The organism is Klebsiella africana (assembly GCF_020526085.1).
In the GTDB taxonomy this organism is placed as follows: domain Bacteria; phylum Pseudomonadota; class Gammaproteobacteria; order Enterobacterales; family Enterobacteriaceae; genus Klebsiella; species Klebsiella africana.
This window is the reverse complement of sequence record NZ_CP084874.1, coordinates 1,651,742-1,673,001: the sequence shown is the minus strand read 5'-3', so window position 1 is coordinate 1,673,001 and position 21,260 is coordinate 1,651,742. Positions and strand designations below refer to the sequence as shown.

Sequence of the window (21,260 nt, the reverse complement as noted above, 5' to 3'; positions counted from 1 at the left end):
CCAGTATACGCATTACCACCACGCGTGGAAATGATGCACCGGACCAAATCCCTCTCCGACTTCCAGCGTATCCGCCTGAGCCAGCGCCGCGGAAAGCCACAATTTGGCATCCTGCACTGTCTCCGCCCAGCTGCTGCGACGCGGGCGCAGCGCCGCCAGCGCGGCGGAGAGCGTGCAGCCGGTGCCGTGGGTGTTTTTAGTCTGTACCCGCGGCGTGGTAAACCGCTGTTCCCCTTCACGGGTGAAGAGCCAGTCCGGGCTTTCGGCATCGTCGAGATGGCCGCCCTTCATCAATACCGCGCCGCAGCCCAGCGCCAGCAGCGCCCGCCCCTGCTCCAGCATTTCCCGTTCGTTACGCGCATGGGAGGCATCGAGTAGCGCGGCCGCTTCCGGCAGGTTCGGGGTGATCAATGACACCTGCGGCAACAATCGTTGACGCAGGGTCTCCACCGCCGAGGCCGACAACAGCGGATCGCCGCTTTTCGCCAGCATGACGGTATCCAGCACCACGTTGGCCACCCGGTAGCGCGCCAGCCGCTCGGCCACAGCTTCCACAATATCGGTCTCCGCCAGCATGCCGATTTTGGTGGTATCGATACGCACATCGCTGAACACCGAGTCAAGCTGCGCCGCCACAAAATCCGGTTCGATGCGATAGACCGACTGTACGCCGCGGGTATTCTGCGCCACCAGGGCGGTGATCACCGAGCAGCCATAGGCCCCCAGCGCGGAGAAGGTTTTCAGATCGGCCTGAATACCGGCCCCACCGCTGGGATCGGTGCCGGCGATGGTCAGGGCGTTGATGCGTTTCATTCCTGCACCTCCTGATACAGCGCGTTGAGAAACGCCGGAATAAAGCTGCCTGGGCCTCCCTGACGGGCGGCGATCTCCCCGGCCTGCTTCATCAGCCCGCAGGCGGCGGCCACGTTTTCCAGCCGGTCTCCCGGCAGCGCCGCGCTCGCCGCCACCACCGCCGACAGCGCGCAGCCGGTGCCCACCACCCGGGTCATCAGCGGATTGCCCCCCGCCACGCTGAGCACCCGCTCGCCGTCGGTGACGTAATCCACCTCGCCGGTAACCGCCACAATGGTGGTCAACTGGCGGGCCAGCGCCTGGGCCGCCGGCAGCGCCGCGGCGGCCGTATCGGTGGTATCCACCCCGCGCCCGCCGGCGCTCATCCCGGCCAGCGCCAGAATTTCAGAAGCATTGCCGCGAATGGCCGCCGGCTGGAGGGCCAGCAGCTCATGACAAAAGGCCGTGCGCACGGTCAGGGCGCCGACCGCCACCGGATCCAGCGTCCAGGGCTTGCCGGCCTGACGGGCGTGCTCCACCGCGGCGCGCATCGCCACGGCACGATCTTCAGTCAGGGTACCGACGTTAATTAACAGCGCATCGGCGATAGCGGCAAACTGCGCCGCTTCGCGGGGATCGATGACCATCGCCGGCGAGGCGCCAACGGCCAGCAGAACATTGGCGGTAAAGGTCTGCACCACGTCATTGGTCATGCAGTGCACAAGGGGGGAATGGGCGCGCAGCAGATGGCGCAGGTGCGCGACAGGCGCGGGATTCAACAGCTCAGGCATAGTTTGCTCCCGCCAGACGAGGTAGAAGCAATGACCCTGCGGTCTCTGACTTCCCTACGCTGGCATTATCCAGATCAGGTGGTACGGGTATTTCTCAGCCTTCAATGAAGAAGGGCACCCCGAGTCAAAATAGTGAAATTGTTAAGCGTTGTGGAATTTACCGCAACTCACCGGTTCATACAACAAGCCTTTAGCCCTGCAACGACACCATCGCGGCCATCATGCTCATCAAGCGACCGGACGGGATTGCATTCCGCTGCTGGCGAGCGGAAAATAATGGCATCATGCGCTATTTAGCCTACCGAGGATATACGCCATGGCCGTTTATCACCATGCGCTGGTACTGATTAACAGCAGCCAGGACGGCGTCCCGCTGCTCCAGCATGCCGCCAGAATGGCAGAAGAGAACGGCATGCGCATCACCATCGCCCACATCAGCACCGACTACCGGGCGCTGAACTATGTTTCCGACAGCCTGCGCGACGATCAGGTTTCACAGGAGGTGATCCAGGCCAGGGCCCTGCTCAACGAGCTGGCCTGCACTGTCTCCCTGCCGGTGGATACCCTCTCGCTGGTGACTACCCGCCGCTTCGAAGACGTCGAAACCTGCGTTCGACAGCGGCAGATCGATTTAATTATTGCCGGGCACCATAACCGGCTGCTGGGCGTCCTTTCCTCACACTCTCTGGAGTACATCAATCACTTAACCGTAGACGTGCTGATCAAGCACCTGCCCTAGCGCAATTCGGCCTGCAGCAGGGAAAAACAGGCTTCGATAAGCGGGGGCAGCGCCTGCGGGCCGCGCATCAGGGCCACTGTGCGGGTGAGCGCCGGCTGCTGCAGCTGGGCGACCTTGAGCGCCGGGTCCTGCAGATGGGTGGTGTACAGCGCCGGCAGAATCGCCACCGCTAAGCGCGAGCGCACCAGGCCATACAGGGTTTCGATATAGTCGACCTGATAGCGCGTGGTCAGCGTCAGGCGGTGGCTCTCGACTAATGCCGCCACCAGCCGCTGAATATTACCTTTCGAGAACACGGCAATATCCCGCCCCACCAGCTGTTTCCACGGCAAGTGCGCCTGCGCGGCCAGCGGATCGTCACGGTGCAGCACCGCCACGAAGGGATCTTCGCGCAGCGGATAGACCAGCAGTTCAGCAGGCAGTGAGCTGTCGATCGCCCCAATACCAAAATCAATCTCGCCGCGCAGCAGCGCCTGGATAAGCGCATCGTTGGTCTGATCGTGAAATTCAATGCGCAGACGCGGAAAGGCCTGGGCCAAAGTCTGCGGCAACAGCGGAAACAGCAGCGAACTGACCGACGGCACCAGACCGATGCGTACCGTCCCGTCGCCGCCTGCCTCGACGATCTGCTGCATATCGAAAAAGGCCGCCTGCGCCACGCTGAGGATCCGCTGGGCATGGGGTAGAATCGCCGCCCCCAGTTCAGTCAGGGTAACCGCCGAAGCGGTGCGGTTGACCAGCTTGCCGCCGAGTACCGTTTCAATCTGCCGCAGCGCGCTGCTCAGCGCCGGCTGACTAATCGCCAGCCGACTGGCGGTATCGGTAAAATGGCGCAGCTGGGCCAGGGTGACGAAATACTGAAGCTGTTTAAGAGAGAGCGCGGGCAGACGCTGCCAGGGTTCGTTCATCATCGGGTTCGCTACGGTGGTTCTGCACAATAACCCGAGCTTATCGGGCGATAAATTTATTCATCTGGGCAAACGTTTGCTGTGCCCCTAGAGTATCCGCATTATCCTTGTGCCGGAGTGATTATGTCCAGCAATGCTCAAGTCCGCCGTCGCGCCGTGCAGGCCGCGCGTGGTGAATCCCCGTTTGATCTGCTGCTGGTCGATGCGCAGATCGTCGATATGGCCACGGGCGAAATTCGCCCCGCTGACGTCGGTATCGTCGGCGAGATGATCGCCAGCGTCCACCCGCGCGGCAGTCGCGAAGACGCCCATGAAGTGTGTTCCCTGGCCGGTGGCTACCTGTCGCCCGGTCTGATGGACACCCACGTGCATCTCGAAAGCTCGCACCTGCCGCCGGAGCGCTACGCGGAAATCGTCCTCGCCCAGGGCACCACCGCGGTGTTCTGGGATCCGCATGAGCTGGCCAACGTCCTCGGCGTCGCTGGCGTGCGCTACGCGGTTGACGCCAGTCGCCATCTGCCGCTGCAGGTGATGGTCGCCGCGCCGTCGAGCGTCCCCTCTACGCCGGGTCTCGAAATGTCCGGCGCCGATTTCGCCGGCGCGGAAATGGAGACCATGCTCGGCTGGCCAGAAGTGCGCGGCGTGGCGGAGGTGATGGATATGCACGGCGTGCTGCACGGTAGCGAGCGGATGCAGGAGATTGTCCAGGCTGGTCTTAACAGCGGCAAACTGATTGAAGGCCACGCCCGCGGCCTGAGCGGCGCTGACCTGCAGGCCTACCTCGCCGCCGGCGTTACTTCCGATCATGAACTGACCTCGGCGGACGATGCGCTGGAAAAACTGCGCGCCGGGCTGACAATCGAGATCCGCGGCTCGCACCCCTATCTGCTGCCGGATATCGTCGCGGCGTTGAAAACGCTGCCGCACCTCTCCTCGCAAATCACCGTCTGCACCGATGACGTGCCGCCGGATATGCTGCTGGAGAAAGGCGGCATCATCGCCCTGCTAAATCTGCTGATCGAGCACGGTTTACCGGCGGTCGATGCGCTGCGATTCGCCACCCTCAACGCCGCTATTCGTCTGCAGCGCCACGATCTCGGGCTGATTGCCGCCGGGCGGCGCGCCGATCTGGTGGTGTTTGATTCCCTGGAGAAACTGGTGGCCCGCGAAGTCTACGTAGGCGGTAAACTGCTGGCCCGCGCGGGCAACCTGCTGACACCGATCGCGCCCGCCACGGGCGTCACGCCGCCGCGCGATACTTTGCAGATCGACCCCCTCCGCGCCGATGACTTTGTTCTGCGCGTCCAGGGCATTCGCCACGGCGTCGCCCGCCTGCGCCATATCCGCGGCGCGCGCTTCACCCAGTGGGGCGAAGTGGAAGTACAGGTTCGTGACGGGAAAGTCCAGCTGCCCGCCGGCTTCAGCCTGATCTGGGTTAAGCACCGCCATGGCCGCCACCAGGCGACGCCGCAAATCGCCCTGCTCGAAGGCTGGGGCGAGCTGCGTGGCGCCATCGCCACCAGCTACTCCCACGACTCGCACAATCTGGTAGTGCTCGGGCGCGATGCTGAAGATATGGCGCTGGCGGCAAACCAGCTTATCGCCTCCGGCGGCGGGATGGCGCTGGCGCAACAGGGCGAGATCCTCGCCCATGTGGCGATGCCGATTGCCGGCATGCTGTCGGATCTTCCGGCCGCCGAGCTGGCGCGTCAGTTCCGCGAGCTGCGCGATCTGAGCAGCCAAGTCGCCGACTGGGAGCCGCCGTACCGGGTCTTCAAGGCCATTGAAGGCACCTGCCTTGCCTGTAACGCCGGGCCGCATTTAACCGATTTGGGTCTGACCGACGGCGGCAGCCGCCAGATTGTCGACCCGTTGATAGCCTGCCGGGAGATCCCGGAGCCAACCGATCACAACAATAATCCTCAGGGAGCCTGAGCATGGCCGATAACACATTTCACTCTTCCGCCCACGCTAACTGGCTGGAGCGCCGCTTTGCGCTGCGCGCTCGCGGCGGCACGCTACGCACCGAATGCCTGGCCGGGATCACCGGCTTTCTCGCCGCCGCCTATTTACTGGTGGTTATTCCGGGGCTGCTGGCGATCGGCGGGATGGACAAAGGCGCCGCCACCACCGGCACCATTCTGGTCTTCGTCGTCGGCTCGCTGCTGATGGCGTTTTATGCCAACCTGCCGTTTATCGTCGGCCCGGGGATAGGCGGCTCGGTGCTGGTGGGGGTGACGCTGGCCGGTAGCGAAGGGATTGGCTGGCAGACTGGCCTCGGGATTGCCTGCTGGTCGGGGATCCTCTTCTTCCTGCTGACCCGCTTTGGCCTGCGCGAAGTGGTCACCCGCTCGGTGCCGCAGTCGATCAAGTTGGGGTTGACGGCCTCCATCGGCCTGTTTGTCGCCGTCCTCGGCTTTCGCAATGCCGGGCTGGTGTTGGCGAATGCGAAAACCAACGCGCTGATGCTCGGCGACTTTCTCGCCCCCGGCGCGCTGGTGGCGCTGTGCGGCCTGTTCCTGGCGATAGCCCTACAGGCGCGTAAGGTACCGGGCGCCATTTTGTGGGCCATTCTGTGCGCTACCCTGGTGGGGATCCCGTTCGGCGTGACTAAACTGCCGACGCATTTTATCGATGCCCCCCACTCGCTGGCGCCGGTGCTGGGACAGGTTGACCTGCTGGGAGCGTTAAACATCGCCTTCCTGCCGTTCCTGTTCGTCTTTTTCGCCTCTGAGTTTTTCTCCACCATGGGGACGACGCTGGCGGTGGGCGGCGAGGCGGGTCTGCTGGATGAAGAAGGCAACATGCCGCAGATTAATCGCCCGTTTATGGTCGATTCGATTGCCGCGGCGCTCGGCCCGTGGGTGGGCATCCCGGCGGCGACGGCGCTGATTGAGTCTTCGGCGGCAGCGGAAGCGGGGGGCAAAACCGGCCTCACCGCCCTGTCGGCGGCGGTAATGTTCCTGCTGATGCTGCTGTTCACGCCGGTGGCGTTGATGATCCCGAAAGAAGCCACCGCCCCGGCGCTGATCCTGATTGGCCTCAACATGTTCAGCGGCCTGCGCAAAGTGGATCTTGGCAACTTCACCGACGGGCTGCCGGTGCTGATGATGGTGATGATCACCCTTATCGCCAACAGCTTCGGTACCGGGATTGCCGGCGGGCTGCTGTTTTACATTGTGATCAAGGCCATCGCCGGCAAGTGGCGGGAAATCCCGATTGGCCTGTGGGTGCTGGCCGTCCCGCTGGTGTATTACTTCGCGACCTTAGTCAGGCATTAAGCCCTTCACAATGTGATTTCACCTCTTCATATAACAAACGCACCGCGGCAGAGAGCTGTTTGCGGTGCGGACAAATCAGATTCAACGGCACCACATCCCCCTGATAACGCGGCAGCAGGCGCCGCAGGCGCCCCGCCCGCAGATCGTCGCTGACGTCGAGCATCGATTTATAGGCTATGCCCTCCCCGGCCACCGCCAGCCGACGGATCACCTCGGCGTCGTCGCTCATCACCGTGCCGGAAACCTTCTGCTGCTGAACCACGCCGTCGAGGCTCAGCGACCAGCGGTCGAACGGACGGCCGCGCAAAATATAGATCAACGCATTGTGCTGGCTGAGCTCCTCGAGGGTCTGCGGCTCGCCGTGACGGGCGATCCACTCAGGCGAGGCCACCAGCACCCGACGATTTTCCGGCGCCACCGGCAGCGAGATAAACGAGGCATCGTCGTTATTGCCATAGCGAAACGCGACGTCCACCGGATCTTTAAACACGTCGGTCAGCTGGTCGGAAAAGAGCAGCCGCAGACGCAGCGCCGGGTGGCGTTGGCGGAAATCACGAAACAGGGTCAGGAGCAGGTTACGCCCGAGGTCCGACGGCACGGCAATCTGCAACATACCGCGAATTTCATCGTCCGGGGTCTGGATCTTCTGCAGACCGGCCTCGAGGGTATCGAGCATCTGGGTGGCATAGGGCAGCCACGTCTCCCCCTCCGGCGTCAGGCGCAGGCTGCGGGTAGAACGGGCAAATAAGCGAATATTGAGGATCGTCTCCAGACGTTTAATCGCCGCGCTCACCTGCGCCGGCTGCTGCCCGGACTCGCGCGCGGCGTCGCTAAAACTGCCCAGCGCTGCGGCGCGGACAAATAAGGTCAGATCTTCCAGCCTGAACATGCCGATTCTCCCCTGCTTCAGATTGCTCCCAAAATACGCATCACCGTCGCTGCAACGCAAGTGGCGCAGGACTTGCGCCGTGTTTTGCTTACACTTTTTAAAAATCCAGTGCTTGCCATTTCAGCAACGCATCAGGAATGATACGAGGCTGCTATTTTGAGTCCAGGTAATATTGAGGAAACTATGCGTAAAACAAAAATGATGCTTCTGGGCGTACTTCTTGCCACCGCTGGCGCCAGCTGGACGGCTACTGCCGCGGGGATCGATCAGTATGCGCTGAAAGAGTTCACTGCCGACTTCACCCAGTTTCACATCGGCGACACCGTTCCGGCGATGTACCTCACCCCGGAATACAACATCAAAGGCTGGCAGCAGCGTAATCTGCCTGCGCCGGACGCCGGTAGCCACTGGACCTACATGGGCGGTAACTACGTGCTGATCACCGATACCGAAGGCAAAATCCTCAAAGTGTACGATGGCGAGATCTTCTATCATCGCTGATCCGCGCAACTTCCACGTCCGCCCCGGCGAGCCAACGGACACGCCGGCGCTGCGCCAGCTCTTCCTGCGGGCGCGCAGTGTATCGTGGACCTGGCTTCCCGCCGCAGCGTGGCAGCTGGAGGATTTCGATACCGCCACCGCCGATGAACAGCTATGGGTGGCGGAATGCGACGGCCAGCCGGTGGGCTTTGCCGCCGTATGGACCGCCGATAATTTCCTTCACCATCTGTTTGTCGACCCCGACTGGCAGGGCAAACATATCGGCAGCGCGCTGCTGGCGCAGGTCGAACGCACCTTTACCGCCAGCGGAACGCTGAAGTGCCTGATGGAAAATAAAAACGCCCTGCGCTTCTACCAGCGTCATGGCTGGACCATCGAAGCACAGGGCGCGTCGCCCGAGGGCAGATACTGGCTGATGCGCTCGCCGCGGCCTTAAACGGCGCGGAAGGCAATCTCACCCGGGATCACTTCTCCCTGCCAGTACATCTGGGCCGCCACCCGGCCCGCCAGCTGGCGGTAGATGTCGGTAAATTCGCTGTCCGGACGCACCACCACCGTCGGCGTACCGTTATCCAGATCTTCCCGCAACGTAATATGCAGCGGCAGTTGGCCCAGCAGCTGGGTGTGATATTTCTCGGCCAGCTTTTGCGCGCCACCGGTGCCGAAGATAGGCTCGTGGTGCCCGCAGTTGCTGCAGATATGCATGCTCATGTTTTCCACGATCCCCAGCACTGGCACTTCCACTTTCTCAAACATCACAATGCCTTTTTTGGCGTCGATCAGCGCGATGTCCTGCGGCGTGGTGACCACCACCGCGCCGGTGACCGGGATGTTCTGCGCCAGGGTCAGCTGGATGTCGCCCGTGCCCGGCGGCATATCCAGCACCAGGTAGTCGAGGTCCGGCCACAGGGTCTCCTGCAGCATCTGCATCAGCGCCTTGCTGGCCATCGGCCCACGCCAGACCATGGCGTTGTCGTCAGTCACCAGGTAACCGATGGAGTTGGTCGCCAGACCATATTTCATGATCGGCGCCATATGGGTGCCGTCCGGCGAGGTCGGACGGCTGTCTTCGGCGCCAAGCATGGTCGGAATCGACGGACCATAGATATCGGCATCAAGAATGCCCACCTTCGCCCCTTCCGCCGCCAGGGCCAGCGCCAGGTTTACGGCAGTAGAAGATTTACCAACGCCGCCTTTGCCGGAGCTGATGGCGATAATGTTCTTGACGCCGTTGACCCCGGGCTGGTTTTTCACCCGCTTGAGGGTCGCGATGCTGTGGGTTAGCTTCCAGTCGATGGCCTTCGCGCCGGTGATGCGCAGCAGTTCGGCGCTGCATTGGGCTTTCAGCATTTCGAAGGCGCTGCTCCAGACGAACGGCATCTGCAGCTCAATATGAACGGTATCGTCCAGCCAGGCGACATGGTGCAGCGCCTTGAGGGCGGTGAGATTATGTTTCAGGGTTGGGTGCTGGAAATTGGCCAGCGTCCCGGCGACCATCGCACGTAGGCGCTCAGGGGATTTGGCCTGGGATTGCGAATTCATCCCGACTCCTTTGTTGTTTTGAGATGCTTTCAGTAATCACAGAGTTTATCACAGCTAACGATTATCCATATATGGGCAGCCATTTATGGCGCACCTACAGCCCTTTTGGTAATATCAGAAGCCCTTTTTACAACAGAAGATGTAATGCTCACTATGACTCAAGTCGCGAAGAAAATTCTGGTAACGTGCGCCCTGCCGTACGCCAACGGCTCCATCCACCTCGGCCACATGCTGGAGCACATCCAGGCTGATGTCTGGGTCCGTTACCAGCGAATGCGCGGCCACGAGGTCAACTTCATCTGCGCCGACGACGCCCACGGCACGCCGATTATGCTCAAAGCGCAGCAGCTCGGTATCACTCCGGAGCAGATGATTGGCGAAATGAGTCAGGAGCATCAGACCGATTTTGCCGGCTTCGACATCAGCTACGATAACTATCATTCGACGCACAGCGATGAGAACCGCGAGCTGTCGGAGCTGATCTACACCCGTCTGAAAGAGAACGGTTTTATCAAAAACCGCACCATCTCTCAGCTCTACGATCCGGAAAAAGGCATGTTCCTGCCGGACCGTTTTGTGAAAGGCACCTGTCCGAAGTGTAAATCTCCGGACCAGTACGGCGATAACTGCGAAGTGTGCGGCGCGACCTACAGCCCCACCGAGCTTATCGACCCGAAATCGGTGGTCTCCGGCGCCACACCGGTGATGCGTGACTCCGAGCACTTCTTCTTCGACCTGCCGTCGTTCAGCGAAATGCTGCAGGCGTGGACCCGCAGCGGCGCGCTGCAGGAGCAGGTGGCGAACAAGATGCAGGAGTGGTTCGAATCCGGCCTGCAGCAATGGGACATCTCCCGCGATGCGCCGTACTTCGGCTTCGAAATTCCCAACGCGCCGGGCAAATATTTCTACGTCTGGCTGGACGCGCCAATCGGCTACATGGGCTCCTTCAAGAACCTGTGCGACAAGCGCGGCGACACCACCAGCTTCGACGAATACTGGAAGAAAGACTCCACGGCCGAGCTATATCACTTTATCGGCAAGGACATTGTCTACTTCCACAGCCTGTTCTGGCCGGCGATGCTGGAAGGCAGCAACTTCCGTAAGCCGACTAACCTGTTCGTGCACGGCTACGTGACGGTTAACGGCGCGAAGATGTCCAAGTCGCGCGGCACCTTCATTAAGGCCAGCACCTGGCTGAAACACTTTGACGCTGACAGCCTGCGCTACTACTACACCGCCAAGCTCTCTTCGCGCATCGATGACATCGACCTGAACCTGGAAGACTTTATCCAGCGCGTGAATGCCGACATCGTCAATAAGGTGGTTAACCTCGCCTCGCGCAACGCCGGCTTTATCAGCAAGCGTTTCGACGGCGTGCTGGCCGCTGAGCTGGCCGATCCGGCGCTTTACAAAACCTTCACCGACGCGGCGGAAAGCATCGGCGAAGCGTGGGACAGCCGCGAGTTCGGCAAGGCTATTCGCGAAATCATGGCCCTTGCCGACGTGGCTAACCGCTATGTCGACGAGCAGGCGCCGTGGGTGGTGGCGAAACAGGAAGGCCGCGACGCCGACCTGCAGGCCATCTGCACCATGGGTCTGAACATGTTCCGCGTGCTGATGACCTGGCTGAAGCCGGTGCTGCCGCAGCTGGCGGCGCGTGCGGAAGCGTTCCTCAACAGCGAGCTGAGCTGGGACGCCATTCAGCAGCCGCTGCTGGGGCATAAGGTGAATCCGTTCAAGGCGCTGTACAACCGTATCGAGATGAAGCAGGTGGAAGCTCTGGTGGAGGCCTCTAAAGAAGAGGTGAAAGCCACCGCGGCGCCGGTTACCGGTCCGCTGGCGGACGATCCGATTCAGGAGACCATCACCTTTGACGATTTCGCCAAAATCGACCTGCGCGTGGCGTTGATTGAAAACGCGGAATTCGTCGAGGGCTCCGACAAACTGCTGCGTCTGACGCTGGATCTCGGCGGCGAAAAACGTAACGTCTTCTCCGGCATCCGCTCCGCTTATCCGGATCCGCAGCCGCTGATTGGCCGCCTGACGGTGATGGTCGCCAACCTGGCGCCGCGCAAGATGCGCTTTGGCATCTCCGAAGGTATGGTGATGGCCGCCGGCCCTGGCGGGAAGGATATCTTCCTGTTAAGCCCTGACGACGGCGCGAAGCCGGGTCAGCAGGTGAAATAACAAAAAAGCCGGAGAGTATCTCCGGCTTTTTTTTGCCCGCGGCGCTACGCTTGCACGGGCCTACGGGTTTTGTAGGCCGGGTCAGGCGAAGCCGCCATCCGGCTAAACATCACGCCTTCGGGTGATGCACCCGCTGGGTCAATCCGCGCAGGAAGTTACGCATAAACTGGTCCCCGCACTCGCGGTAGTTTTTATGCTCCGGGGCTCGCATCATGGCGGTGATTTCCGGCACCGACACCCGGTATTTCTGCTCGCTCATGATCGCCTGGATATCGTCTGTTTTCAGCGAAAAGGCGATCCGCAGTTTTTTCAGCACCGTGTTGTTGTTCACCCGACGCTCCAGCGCCAGCTCCGGCGCTGACTCATCTTTGCCGCGCTTGTCATAGATAAGGCCGTTGAGGAAACCCGACAGGATAATATCCGGGCAGCGGACAAAGCCTTCTTCATCCTCTTTCGTCATCCAGGTATCAAAGCTGGCGGCGGTGGATTCCATATCGGCAAGCGCAAGAATGCGCACCATATCGTTATTATTGGCTTTCAGGGTGTAGCGCAGGCTACGAAGAATATCATTACTGAGCATGAGTGCCTTTTACTGTCGATGTTGCAATGGGGCGCAGTGTAGCAGTTTTACAGGCCAATCGCCTCTTTCAGGCTTTTTAAATAGCGCCGGCTCACCGGCACCGTTTGCCCGGCGCGCATCAGCAGCTCCGCCTGGCCGTTCTCCTCCAGGCGAATCTCCTTCAGGTGCGCCATATTCACCAGATACTGGCGATGGCAGCGCAGCAGCGGCGTACGGCTCTCGAGGGTGCGCAGGGTCAGTTCGGTAAAGCCCTCTTTTCCCTCGCGGTCGGTCACATAGATCCCACTCATCCGGCTGCTGACGAAGGCCACATCCTCCATCTGCAGCAGCCAGATACGGCTGTGGCCAGTACAGGGAATGTATTTCAGCGTCTGCTGAGCATCATCCAGCAGCGACACATCCTGCAAATTACGCTCCTGGCGCAGGCGGGCCAGGGTTTTCTCCAGCCGCGCGGCCTCAATCGGCTTGAGCAGATAGTCAAAAGCGTGCTCCTCAAAGGCTTTCACCGCGTATTCATCAAAAGCGGTGAGAAACACGATATAGGGGCGGTGCTCCGGGTCGAGCATCCCGACCATCTCCAGACCGCTGATGCGCGGCATCTGGATGTCGAGAAACAGCACGTCAGGGCGCAGCTTATGGACTACGCCAATGGCCTCCACCGCGTTACCGCACTCGCCGACGATCTCGATATCGCGCTGAGTCTCCAGCAAAATGCGCAGATTTTCCCGCGCCAGCGGCTCATCATCGACGATCAATACTCTCAGCATGCATTCTCCTCCAGGGGCAGACGTAGGGTGACACGGGTAAAGCGCTCCGGCTCGCAGGTAACGCTGATGCCGCAGTCGGCGCCAAAACGCGCCCGCAGACGCCTGTCCACCAGATTCATCCCCAGCCCGCTGGCCTGGGGGTTGGCCCGGTACAGCCCGGCGTTATCTTCGATATCCAGCTGCAGCCAGCGATCGTCCTGGCTGGCGCGAATGGTAATTTCGCCGACGCCTAGATGTTGCGATGTGCCATGCTTAATGGCGTTTTCCACGATCGGCTGCAGGGTGAAAGCGGGCAGCTGGTGATGCGCCAGCCCCTCGGGCACCGCCATCTGGATCTGCAGGTTAGCCTGGAAGCGGGCCTTCTCAATCTGCAGATAAGCGTTAACATGCTCGATCTCATCGGCGAGAGTGACAATTTCCGTCGGCCGTTTCAGGTTCTTGCGAAAGAAGGTCGACAGATACTGCACCAGCTGGCCGGCCTGATCGCTGTCGCGGCGGATCACCGCCTTCAGTGTGTTAAGCGCGTTAAACAGGAAGTGCGGGTTAACCTGGGCATGCAGGAGCTTGATTTCAGATTGCGTCAGCAGCGCCTTCTGCCGCTCGTACTGTCCGGCGAGGATCTGCGCCGACAGCAGCTGGGCAATCCCCTCCCCGAGGGTGCGGTTGATCGAACTGAACAGGCGATTTTTCGCCTCATACAGTTTAATGGTGCCTATCACCCGCTGGTTTTCCCCGCGCAGCGGGATCACCAGCGTCGACCCCAGCTTACAGTGCGGATGAATCGAGCAGCGGTAAGGCACTTCGTTGCCGTCGGCGTAGACCACCTCCCCGGTCTCTATCGCCCGTTGCGTATACGACGAGGAGATGGGCTTGCCCGGCAGATGGTGGTCGTCGCCGATGCCGGTAAACGCCAGTAGCTTGTCGCGATCGGTGATCGCCACCGCGCCAATATCCAGCTCCTGGATCAGGACTTGAGCCACTTTCATGCTGTTCTCTTCATTGAATCCCTGACGCAGGATCCCCTCGGTGGACGCCGCCACCTTCAGCGCCGTGGCGGAAAAGGCGGAGGTGTACTTCTCAAACATCGCCCGCTTGTCCAGCAGAATACGCATAAACAGCGCCGCACCGACGGTATTGGTGACCATCATCGGCGCGGCAATGCTCTGCACCAGATGCAGGGCGTCCTGAAACGGGCGGGCAATCAGCAGAATGATCATCATCTGCACCAGCTCGGCCACAAAGGTGATCGCCCCGGCGGTCAGTGGGCTAAAAACTTTGTCCGGCCGGCCGCGTTTGACCAGCACGCTGTGCACCAGACCGCCCAGCAGCCCTTCGACGATGGTGGAGACCATGCAGCTTAAGGCGGTCATCCCTCCGAGCGAGTAGCGGTGCAGGCCGCCGGTCAGCCCCACCAGCCCACCGACCACCGGGCCGCCGAGCAGGCCGCCCATCACGGCGCCGATGGCGCGGGTATTGGCGATGGAGTCTTCGATATGCAGACCGAAATAGGTCCCCATAATGCAGAAAATGGAGAAGGTGACGTAGCACAGCAGCTTGTGCGGCAGGCGAACGGTGACTTGCATCAGGGGGATAAACAGTCGGGTTTTGCTCATCAACCAGGCGATGACCAAAAATACGCACATCTGCTGAAGCAGCAGCAACACCAGATCAAACTCGTACATACCCGCAAACCACACATGCCTGAAAGCGCGTACCATACCCTGCCTGGCGAAAACTTTCTTTGAAGCCCTGCATAAAAATGAAAAATGACGGGGAGGATCACACTTTTTCCGGGGCATAACTTAGCAAAAGCGGCAAAAACCCCGGCGCGGCGCGCTAAACCGCAATTAATGTTTCATTAACACCTGCGCTTCACCGTATAATCCCCCTGTTAACATCAGGAGTCTATTATGAAGCCAGCGAAAATCGCGGTCGTCACCCTTTTCTTACTCATGGCCATCGGCGGGATCAGCGGCGTGATGCTGGCCGGCTATTCCTTTATTGTGCGTGGCGGTGTCGGCTGATCCAGCGGGTCAGACGCTCAAACGCGCGGTCGACGATAATCGCCGCCAGGGCCACCAGCAGCGCCCCCTGCACGATATAAGCCGTATTAAAGCCGCTCAGGCCGATGATAATCGGCGTCCCGAGCGTACTGGCGCCCACCGTTGAGGCAATGGTCGCGGTACCAATATTGACGATCACCGAGGTGCGGATCCCCGCCAGTATCACCGGGGCTGCCAGCGGCAGTTCAACCTTGCACAGACGCTGCCAGCCGGTCATTCCCATCCCTTCAGCCACCCCGACCACGCCCGACGGTATCGACCCCAGCCCGGCCAGCGTTCCCTGCAGCACCGGCAGTATGCCGTATAGCGCGAGAGCTATCAGCGCTGGCAGCCAGCCAAAGCCCAGCACCGGTACCGCCATCGCCAGCACCGCCACCGGCGGAAAGGTCTGCCCGATAGCGGCGATGGTCTCCACCAGCGGGCGAAACGCGCTGCCGGCGGGCCGGGTAACGGCCACCCCGGCTCCCAGACCGATGACAGTCGCCACCAGGCTGGACACCACCACCAGCCAGGCATGATCGAGGGTTAGCGCCCAGAAGCTCTCCTGCTGATAGACCGGCCGCGGCAGCTCCGGGAACAGCCGACTGAACAGCGGTGCGCTGTAGGGCAGCCCTACCAGCAGGCCGATAAACAGCGCGATAAGCCACCACAGCGGCTCACGAAGCGCCTTCATGACTCGCCTCCTGGCGCAGCAGATCGGCAAAATGCAGCGTACCGCAGGGCCTGCCTTCGGCATCGACCACCGGCAGCGCCTCGCAGCGCCGGGCGACAAACTGCGACAGCGCTTCCCGCAGAGTCATGGTGACGGTCAGCCCCTCACCCGCCAGCCGTTCGCCGGGACGCAGATAGTCTCCTACCTCGCGCAGCGACAGCAGGCGCACGCCCAGCTCACTGCGGCCAAAAAAGGTCTGTACAAAGCTATTTTTCGGCCGCAGGAGCATCTCCAGCGGCGCCCCCTGCTGGACCACCTCGCCCCCGTCCATCAGCACCAGGTGGTCCGCCAGACGCAGCGCTTCGTCAATATCATGGGTCACTAGCACAATTGTCCGCCCCAGCAGGCGGTGGATGCGCAGCATCTCCTGCTGCAGCGCCTCGCGGGTCACCGGGTCGAGGGCGCCGAAGGGCTCATCCATCAATAGCACCTCCGGATCCGCCGCCAGTGCCCGCGCCACCCCCACCCGCTGCTGCTGGCCGCCGGAGAGCTGATGCGGGTAGCGGTCGCGCAACGTCGCCTCCAGCCCCAACAGCGCCATCAGCTCGTCGACCCGGCCGGCGATCCTTGCCCGCGGCCATTTTTGCAGCTGCGGCACAGTGGCGATATTCTGCGCCACCGTCCAGTGCGGAAACAGGCCGATGGACTGGATGGCATAGCCCATCCGCCGCCGCAGGGTCAGGACCGGCTGCTGGCGAATATCCTCGCCGGCAAATCGAATAGTGCCCCGGTCCGGCTCCAGCAGGCGGTTGATCATCTTCAGCGTCGTCGATTTGCCCGAGCCGGAGGTCCCCACCAGCACCGAGAAAGCGCCTTCTCGCAGCTCCAGGGTCAGGTCTTTCACCGCCGGATGGCCGGCAAACACTTTGCTGACCCCTTCAAACTCAATCATTGGCCTCTCCTTTTAGCCAGGCGCCCCACAGGGCGAACAGGGCATCCACCACCACCGCCAGAGCAATCGTCGGCACCACGCCCAGCAGCACCAGATCCAGCGCACTGCTCAGCAGCCCCTGAAACACCAGCGCGCCAAAGCCGCCGGCGCCGATCAGCGCGGCCACTACCGCCATGCCGACGGTTTGCACGCTGACCACCCGCAGGCTGCGCAACAGCACCGGCATCGCCAGCGGGAGCTGCACCTGACGAAAGCGCTGCCCGGCGCTCATGCCCATCGCCGTCGCGCTTTCCAGGGCATCCTGCGGCACCTGCTGCAGGCCGGTTACCACCCCGCGCACCAGCGGCAGCAGCGCATACAACGTTAGGGCAATCAGGGCCGGCGCCACGCCGGTTCCGGAGACGCCCAGCTCGCCCAGCGCCGGGAAATAGCGCGCCAGACCGGCAAGCGGCGCAATCAGCAGGCCGAACAGCGCCACCGACGGGATAGTCTGGATCACATTGAGCACGGTGAAGGCCGGTGCCTGCCAGCGCGGACGCCGCCACAGCCATACGCCCAGCGGCAGGCCAATGAGCAGGCCCGGCAGCAGGGTGCCGAACAGCAGAAGCAGATGCTGGCGCAGGGCGTCGTCAAACACCTCCTGGCGGTTGGCATATTCCTTCAGCAGAGAGAGCTGATCGAGCGCCCCGGTAGCAAGCAGGATGATGGGCAACAGCCAGACTTGCGCATTGAGCAGCCAGCGCCACAGCGGCCGGGCGGTAAGATGACGGATGGCCTCCCTGGCCAGCAGCAGGCAAAGCGCCAGCGACAGCCACAGGCCGCTGCCGGGCGAGGTGCGCGCCAGCGGCGAACCGTGCCGGAAGAGCTCAAGCGCGGCCTGCCCGCTGCCCCAGATAAGCAGCGGGAAGAGGAGTTCGGCCAGCAGCAGGTGGAGAAATGGCGCGGCCCTGCCCGGCAGCCAGCAGAGCAAGATCCCGGCGAGGGCGGCCGCCAGCTGAACGCCGGCGAGCCAGGGCATCACCTGCCATAGCCCGCGCCCTTCCCCGGAGAGTAAGCGATTCGGCGCGTAAGTAATAAACGGCAGCGCCAGCGTAACCAGCAGCAGACCTGTCAGCAGCAGGCCGACGCGGTGAGTACAGCGAATGATCACCGGTGGCTTACTTCAGCAGGCCTTTCTGCTGCAGATAGTCTGCCGCCACGCGCTTCGCATCCTGGCCCTCCACCGCAATGCGGGCGTTCAACTGCTGCAAGGTTTTTTCATCGAGGCTGGCGAAGACCGGCTGCAGCCAGTCGGCAATCTGGGGATAGGCTTTGAGCACTGCCTCACGTACCACCGGCGTCGGGGCATAAATCGGCTGCACGCCCTGCGGGTCGCTCAGCGTCTGTAACCCCAGGGCTGCTACCGGGCCGTCGGTGCCGTAGGCCATCGCCGCGTTAACGCCGGAGGTCTGCTGCGCCGCCGCTTTGATGGTCACCGCCGTATCGCCCCCGGCCAGCGACAGCAGCTGGTTCTGGTTAAGTTTGAAGCTATACGCTTTTTCAAATGCCGGCAACGCGTCCTGGCGTTCAATAAACTCCGCCGAGGCCGCCAGCTTAAATTCACCGCCCTCCTTCAGGTAGCGACTGAGGTCGGCCAGCGAGGTCAGGTGGTTTTTCTCCGCCAGGTCCTGGCGCACGGCGATAGTCCAGGTGTTGTTGGCCGGCGCCGGGGTGAGCCACACCAACTGATGCTTTTCCTGGTCGAGGCGCTTCACCTTCTCATAGCCCTGTTGGGCATTCTTCCACGCCGGGTCGTTTTCATCTTTAAAGAAGAAAGCGCCATTGCCGGTATATTCCGGGTAGATATCCAGCTCGCCGGCGACAATCGCCCCGCGCACCACCGGTGTGGTGCCAAGCTGGATTTTATTAATCGTTTTGACGCCGTGGCTTTCCAGCACCTGCTGGATCATATTGCCCAGCAGCGCCCCTTCGGTATCAATTTTCGAGCCGACCTTCACTGGCTCCGCTGCCTGCAGCGGTAAACTTATCAGGGCGGCCAGCGCCAGTGCGCCGGACCATGTCGTTGCCATCTTCATCCCGCTTCCCTCAGTTCTTTTGCGCTTCGCTTACAGAAGCTTAAGAGAAAAGCGTAGTCCATTTGCAGGCGATACGAAAAAGAAAAGGCCGATTAATCGGCCTTTAACGTGTCACGTTGAGCTTAAGGGCTATTCCTTACAACAGTTCAAACTCGCTTTGCTTCACACGAGCGGAGTCCACGCCGATAAAGACATTGAATTTGCCCGGCTCAGCAACGTATTTCATCTGCTGGTTCCAGAACTTCAGCGCGTCGACGTCAATCGGGAAGCTAACGGTTTGCGTTTCGCCCGGCTTGAGGGTGACCTTTTTAAAGCCGCGCAGCATTTTCACCGGCCGGCTCATGGAGGCGGTGACGTCCTGCAGGTACAGCTGAATGACCGTCGCCCCTTCGCGCTTGCCGGTGTTGGTTACCTGCACACTGGCCGTCACGCTGCCATCACGCGGCAAGGTGGTCGACGACATGGTGACATCGGAGACGCTAAAGGTGGTGTAGCTCAGGCCGTAGCCAAACGGATACAGCGGGCCGTTGGCTTCATCGAAGTAACGCGAGGTATACTTGTTCGGCTTCTCCGGATTATACGGCCGACCGGTATTCAGGTGGCTGTAGTAGGTTGGGATCTGCCCTACCGAGCGCGGGAAAGACATCGGCAGTTTGCCCGACGGGTTATAGTCGCCAAACAGCACGTCGGCGATGGCGTGACCGCCTTCGGTGCCGGCAAACCAGGTCTCCAGCAGCGCATCGGCTTGCTGATCCTCTTTCACCAGCGCCAGCGGACGCCCGTTCATCAGCACCAGCACCAGCGGTTTGCCGGTGGCTTTGAGGGCGGCAATCAGATTGCGCTGACTCTGCGGCAGGGTGATGTCGGTCCGGCTGGAGGCCTCATGCGCCATGCCCTGCGCCTCGCCCACTACGGCAACCACCACGTCGGATTGCTTCGCCGCCGCGACGGCTTCGTCGATCATTTCCTGCGGCGAGCGCGGGTCAACCTGCACCGCGTTCTCATACAGGTTGAGGAAATCGACAATGCCTTTATCGTCGGTAACGTTCGCCCCTTTGGCGTAAATCACTTTGCCGTTATCGCCCAGCGCTTCTTTGATGCCGGTCAGGACGGTCACCGACTGGTCGGCCACGCCCGCCGCCGACCAACTGCCCATCATGTCGCGTTTGCTGTCCGCCAGCGCGCCCACCACCGCGATGGTGCCGGATTTTTTCAGCGGCAGCGTCTCGAGACGGTTTTTTAGCAGCACCAGGCTCTCGCGAGCTACTTCGCGCGCCTCTTGACGATGCAGGCGGCTTTCCGCGTTGGTGTCCTGCGGGTCAGAATCTTTTGGCCCCAGGTGGCTGTACGGATCGTTGAACAGCCCCATATCATATTTGACGTTGAGCACGTGTCGGGTGGCGTCATCCAACTCGGCCATGGTCACCTTGCCAGTCTTCACCAGCCCCGGCAGGTACTTGCTGTAATACTCGTCGCTCATACTCATGTTGATGCCGGACTTGAGCGCCACGCGCACCGCGTCTTCCGGGTCGGAGGCCACGCCGTGCTTAATCAACTCTTTGATGGCGCCGTGGTCGGAGACCGTGATGCCTTTAAAGCCCCACTGGTCGCGCAGGACGTCTTTCAGCAGCCAGGAATCAGAGGTCGCCGGGGTGCCGTTCAGCGAGTTCAGGGCCACCATCACCGCGCCGCTACCGGCATCCAGCCCGGCTTTATACGGCGGCATATAGTCGTTGAACAGGCGCTGCGGGCTCATGTCGACCGTGTTGTACTCTTTCCCGCCCTCCACCGCGCCGTAGGCGGCGAAATGCTTGACGCTGGTCATCACCGAATAGCGGTCCGCCGGGCTCTTGCCCTGCATCGACTCCACCATCGCCTGACCCATCATCGTGGTCAGATAGGTGTCTTCCCCGAACCCTTCGGAAGCGCGTCCCCAGCGCGGGTCGCGGGAGACATCGACCATCGGCGCCCAGGTCATATTCAGGCCGTCATCGGCGGCTTCATAAGCTGACACGCGGCCCACGGTCTTCACCGCGTCGAGGTTAAAGGATGAGGCCAGGCCGAGGCTTATCGGGAACACGGTGCGCTGGCCATGCAGCACATCGTAGGCAAAGAACAGCGGGATCTTCAGGCGGCTAAGCTGCATCACCTGATCCTGCATAACACGGATATCCGGGCGGGTGACGGTGTTAAAAATTGCCCCCACCTGACCATTTTTGATCATTTCACGGATCGCCTCTTTCGGGTTATCCGGGCCGACGCTTATCAGACGCAGCTGGCCGATTTTCTCGTCCACCGTCATTTTTTTCAGCAGGTCGGTGACAAAGGCATCCCGCGCCTGCGGGGTCAGGGGGTGGTTACCAAACAGTTCATCCGCCAGCGCGGGTTGCAGCGCCAGACTCACGGCGACGCCTACAGTGCAGAGCCATTTCATTGTTATCTCGCTTTTTCTCAGACGGGGACTCGGTAAAACATAATAAAAACCGCAGTTTGCCATATATATAAACAACGCGCCCGCAGAATGCTAAGGTTGTTCTCTGA

At 61.4% G+C, this 21,260-nt stretch carries 20 protein-coding genes and 1 riboswitch; of the genes, 7 read left to right on the top strand and 13 right to left on the bottom strand.

The annotated features are described in order from the left end of the window. Window positions 1–12: 12 nt before the first annotated feature. Both thiD and thiM read right to left on the bottom strand, forming a co-directional pair. Complete coding sequence (thiD, locus tag LGL98_RS08065) at window positions 13–813, bottom strand: bifunctional hydroxymethylpyrimidine kinase/phosphomethylpyrimidine kinase (protein ID WP_136034766.1); 801 nt, start codon at window positions 811–813, stop codon at window positions 13–15. Next, on the bottom strand, window positions 810–1,583 hold the full coding sequence (gene thiM, locus LGL98_RS08060; protein WP_114692625.1) for a hydroxyethylthiazole kinase: 774 nt from the start codon (window positions 1,581–1,583) through the stop codon (window positions 810–812). The genes thiD and thiM overlap by 4 nt, the downstream gene beginning before the upstream one ends. A 34-nt stretch (window positions 1,584–1,617) precedes the next feature. Then, window positions 1,618–1,715: riboswitch (TPP riboswitch) on the bottom strand. A gap of 184 nt (window positions 1,716–1,899) precedes the next feature. On the opposite strand from thiM, the gene LGL98_RS08055 reads away from it, so the two are divergent. After that, window positions 1,900–2,322 carry a universal stress protein gene (locus LGL98_RS08055; protein WP_060415741.1) on the top strand — a complete coding sequence of 141 codons (423 nt, stop codon included), beginning with the start codon at window positions 1,900–1,902 and terminating at the stop codon, window positions 2,320–2,322. Here LGL98_RS08055 and LGL98_RS08050 read toward each other — a convergent pair. Then, window positions 2,319–3,233, bottom strand: a complete 915-nt coding sequence (locus tag LGL98_RS08050) for a LysR family transcriptional regulator (protein ID WP_060415742.1) — start codon at window positions 3,231–3,233, stop codon at window positions 2,319–2,321. The two genes, LGL98_RS08055 and LGL98_RS08050, sit on opposite strands and share 4 nt — an antisense overlap. A gap of 120 nt (window positions 3,234–3,353) precedes the next feature. On the opposite strand from LGL98_RS08050, the gene LGL98_RS08045 reads away from it, so the two are divergent. Further along, window positions 3,354–5,165 (top strand): adenine deaminase, encoded by a 1,812-nt coding sequence (locus LGL98_RS08045; protein ID WP_136034764.1) that lies wholly within the window; start codon window positions 3,354–3,356, stop codon window positions 5,163–5,165. 2 nt (window positions 5,166–5,167) lie between these two features. Continuing rightward, window positions 5,168–6,511, top strand: coding sequence for an NCS2 family permease (locus LGL98_RS08040; protein ID WP_136034762.1), 1,344 nt, complete (start codon window positions 5,168–5,170; stop codon window positions 6,509–6,511). On the opposite strand, the gene LGL98_RS08035 is transcribed toward LGL98_RS08040, so the two are convergent. Beyond that, entirely contained in the window at window positions 6,501–7,400 is a 900-nt protein-coding gene (locus tag LGL98_RS08035) for a LysR family transcriptional regulator (RefSeq protein WP_100697937.1), read from the bottom strand. The genes LGL98_RS08040 and LGL98_RS08035 overlap by 11 nt on opposite strands. A gap of 183 nt (window positions 7,401–7,583) precedes the next feature. Between LGL98_RS08035 and LGL98_RS08030 the strand changes: the two genes are divergently transcribed. Further along, window positions 7,584–7,901, top strand: coding sequence for an RcnB family protein (locus LGL98_RS08030; RefSeq protein WP_114692628.1), 318 nt, complete (start codon window positions 7,584–7,586; stop codon window positions 7,899–7,901). Beyond that, on the top strand, window positions 7,876–8,337 hold the full coding sequence (locus tag LGL98_RS08025; protein WP_114692629.1) for a GNAT family N-acetyltransferase: 462 nt from the start codon (window positions 7,876–7,878) through the stop codon (window positions 8,335–8,337). Before LGL98_RS08030 ends, LGL98_RS08025 begins: the two co-directional genes overlap by 26 nt. On the opposite strand, the gene apbC is transcribed toward LGL98_RS08025, so the two are convergent. Continuing rightward, window positions 8,334–9,443 carry an iron-sulfur cluster carrier protein ApbC gene (gene apbC / locus LGL98_RS08020; RefSeq protein ID WP_136034760.1) on the bottom strand — a complete coding sequence of 370 codons (1,110 nt, stop codon included), beginning with the start codon at window positions 9,441–9,443 and terminating at the stop codon, window positions 8,334–8,336. The two genes, LGL98_RS08025 and apbC, sit on opposite strands and share 4 nt — an antisense overlap. A 153-nt stretch (window positions 9,444–9,596) precedes the next feature. Here apbC and metG point away from each other — a divergent pair, with 153 nt between their 5' ends. Beyond that, complete coding sequence (gene metG / locus LGL98_RS08015; RefSeq protein WP_114692651.1) at window positions 9,597–11,630, top strand: methionine--tRNA ligase; 2,034 nt, start codon at window positions 9,597–9,599, stop codon at window positions 11,628–11,630. A gap of 109 nt (window positions 11,631–11,739) precedes the next feature. On the opposite strand, the gene LGL98_RS08010 is transcribed toward metG, so the two are convergent. From LGL98_RS08010 to LGL98_RS08000, 3 genes are read right to left on the bottom strand one after another with little or no spacing between them, the layout of a single operon-like run. After that, on the bottom strand, window positions 11,740–12,210 hold the full coding sequence (locus LGL98_RS08010; protein WP_114692631.1) for a YehS family protein: 471 nt from the start codon (window positions 12,208–12,210) through the stop codon (window positions 11,740–11,742). A 47-nt stretch (window positions 12,211–12,257) separates the two neighbouring features. After that, the gene (btsR, locus tag LGL98_RS08005; protein WP_080897445.1) at window positions 12,258–12,977 is read right to left on the bottom strand and encodes a two-component system response regulator BtsR; all 720 of its coding nucleotides are present in this window, start codon (window positions 12,975–12,977) and stop codon (window positions 12,258–12,260) included. After that, a complete protein-coding gene (locus LGL98_RS08000; RefSeq protein WP_002912760.1) occupies window positions 12,971–14,659 on the bottom strand; it encodes a sensor histidine kinase in 1,689 nt (562 codons plus the stop codon). The genes btsR and LGL98_RS08000 overlap by 7 nt, the downstream gene beginning before the upstream one ends. 228 nt (window positions 14,660–14,887) lie before the next feature. On the opposite strand from LGL98_RS08000, the gene LGL98_RS07995 reads away from it, so the two are divergent. Further along, window positions 14,888–15,001, top strand: coding sequence for a protein YohO (locus LGL98_RS07995; protein ID WP_002912762.1), 114 nt, complete (start codon window positions 14,888–14,890; stop codon window positions 14,999–15,001). Here the strand turns inward: LGL98_RS07995 and LGL98_RS07990 are convergent. The 5 genes from LGL98_RS07990 to bglX all read right to left on the bottom strand — a co-directional run bounded on the left by LGL98_RS07990 (window position 14,976) and on the right by bglX (window position 21,153). Next, on the bottom strand, window positions 14,976–15,713 hold the full coding sequence (locus LGL98_RS07990; protein ID WP_136034758.1) for an ABC transporter permease: 738 nt from the start codon (window positions 15,711–15,713) through the stop codon (window positions 14,976–14,978). The two genes, LGL98_RS07995 and LGL98_RS07990, sit on opposite strands and share 26 nt — an antisense overlap. After that, a complete protein-coding gene (locus tag LGL98_RS07985; protein ID WP_136034756.1) occupies window positions 15,697–16,644 on the bottom strand; it encodes an ABC transporter ATP-binding protein in 948 nt (315 codons plus the stop codon). Before LGL98_RS07985 ends, LGL98_RS07990 begins: the two co-directional genes overlap by 17 nt. Further along, entirely contained in the window at window positions 16,637–17,794 is a 1,158-nt protein-coding gene (locus LGL98_RS07980; RefSeq protein ID WP_136034754.1) for an ABC transporter permease, read from the bottom strand. The genes LGL98_RS07985 and LGL98_RS07980 overlap by 8 nt, the downstream gene beginning before the upstream one ends. 7 nt (window positions 17,795–17,801) lie before the next feature. Then, window positions 17,802–18,719, bottom strand: coding sequence for a glycine betaine ABC transporter substrate-binding protein OsmF (osmF, locus tag LGL98_RS07975; protein ID WP_136034752.1), 918 nt, complete (start codon window positions 18,717–18,719; stop codon window positions 17,802–17,804). Window positions 18,720–18,855: 136 nt separating this feature from the next. Continuing rightward, window positions 18,856–21,153: a beta-glucosidase BglX gene (gene bglX / locus LGL98_RS07970; protein WP_114692637.1), complete on the bottom strand. Its 2,298-nt coding sequence runs from the start codon at window positions 21,151–21,153 to the stop codon at window positions 18,856–18,858. Window positions 21,154–21,260: the final 107 nt, after the last annotated feature.

Excerpts from the sequence above, each read along its gene's own strand:
- thiD (WP_136034766.1), bottom strand. The coding sequence starts at position 813 with ATGAAACGCATCAACGCCCTGACCATCGCCGGCACCGATCCCAGCGGT.
- LGL98_RS08045 (WP_136034764.1), top strand. The coding sequence starts at position 3,354 with ATGTCCAGCAATGCTCAAGTCCGCCGTCGCGCCGTGCAGGCCGCGCGT.
- LGL98_RS07995 (WP_002912762.1), top strand. The coding sequence starts at position 14,888 with ATGAAGCCAGCGAAAATCGCGGTCGTCACCCTTTTCTTACTCATGGCC.
- LGL98_RS08040 (WP_136034762.1), top strand. The coding sequence starts at position 5,168 with ATGGCCGATAACACATTTCACTCTTCCGCCCACGCTAACTGGCTGGAG.
- apbC (WP_136034760.1), bottom strand. The coding sequence starts at position 9,443 with ATGAATTCGCAATCCCAGGCCAAATCCCCTGAGCGCCTACGTGCGATG.
- LGL98_RS08055 (WP_060415741.1), top strand. The coding sequence starts at position 1,900 with ATGGCCGTTTATCACCATGCGCTGGTACTGATTAACAGCAGCCAGGAC.
- LGL98_RS08050 (WP_060415742.1), bottom strand. The coding sequence starts at position 3,233 with ATGATGAACGAACCCTGGCAGCGTCTGCCCGCGCTCTCTCTTAAACAG.
- bglX (WP_114692637.1), bottom strand. The coding sequence starts at position 21,153 with ATGAAATGGCTCTGCACTGTAGGCGTCGCCGTGAGTCTGGCGCTGCAA.
- thiM (WP_114692625.1), bottom strand. The coding sequence starts at position 1,583 with ATGCCTGAGCTGTTGAATCCCGCGCCTGTCGCGCACCTGCGCCATCTG.
- LGL98_RS08030 (WP_114692628.1), top strand. The coding sequence starts at position 7,584 with ATGCGTAAAACAAAAATGATGCTTCTGGGCGTACTTCTTGCCACCGCT.
- LGL98_RS07990 (WP_136034758.1), bottom strand. The coding sequence starts at position 15,713 with ATGAAGGCGCTTCGTGAGCCGCTGTGGTGGCTTATCGCGCTGTTTATC.
- osmF (WP_136034752.1), bottom strand. The coding sequence starts at position 18,719 with ATGAAGATGGCAACGACATGGTCCGGCGCACTGGCGCTGGCCGCCCTG.
- LGL98_RS07985 (WP_136034756.1), bottom strand. The coding sequence starts at position 16,644 with ATGATTGAGTTTGAAGGGGTCAGCAAAGTGTTTGCCGGCCATCCGGCG.
- LGL98_RS08000 (WP_002912760.1), bottom strand. The coding sequence starts at position 14,659 with ATGTACGAGTTTGATCTGGTGTTGCTGCTGCTTCAGCAGATGTGCGTA.
- LGL98_RS08035 (WP_100697937.1), bottom strand. The coding sequence starts at position 7,400 with ATGTTCAGGCTGGAAGATCTGACCTTATTTGTCCGCGCCGCAGCGCTG.
- metG (WP_114692651.1), top strand. The coding sequence starts at position 9,597 with ATGACTCAAGTCGCGAAGAAAATTCTGGTAACGTGCGCCCTGCCGTAC.
- LGL98_RS08010 (WP_114692631.1), bottom strand. The coding sequence starts at position 12,210 with ATGCTCAGTAATGATATTCTTCGTAGCCTGCGCTACACCCTGAAAGCC.
- btsR (WP_080897445.1), bottom strand. The coding sequence starts at position 12,977 with ATGCTGAGAGTATTGATCGTCGATGATGAGCCGCTGGCGCGGGAAAAT.
- LGL98_RS08025 (WP_114692629.1), top strand. The coding sequence starts at position 7,876 with ATGGCGAGATCTTCTATCATCGCTGATCCGCGCAACTTCCACGTCCGC.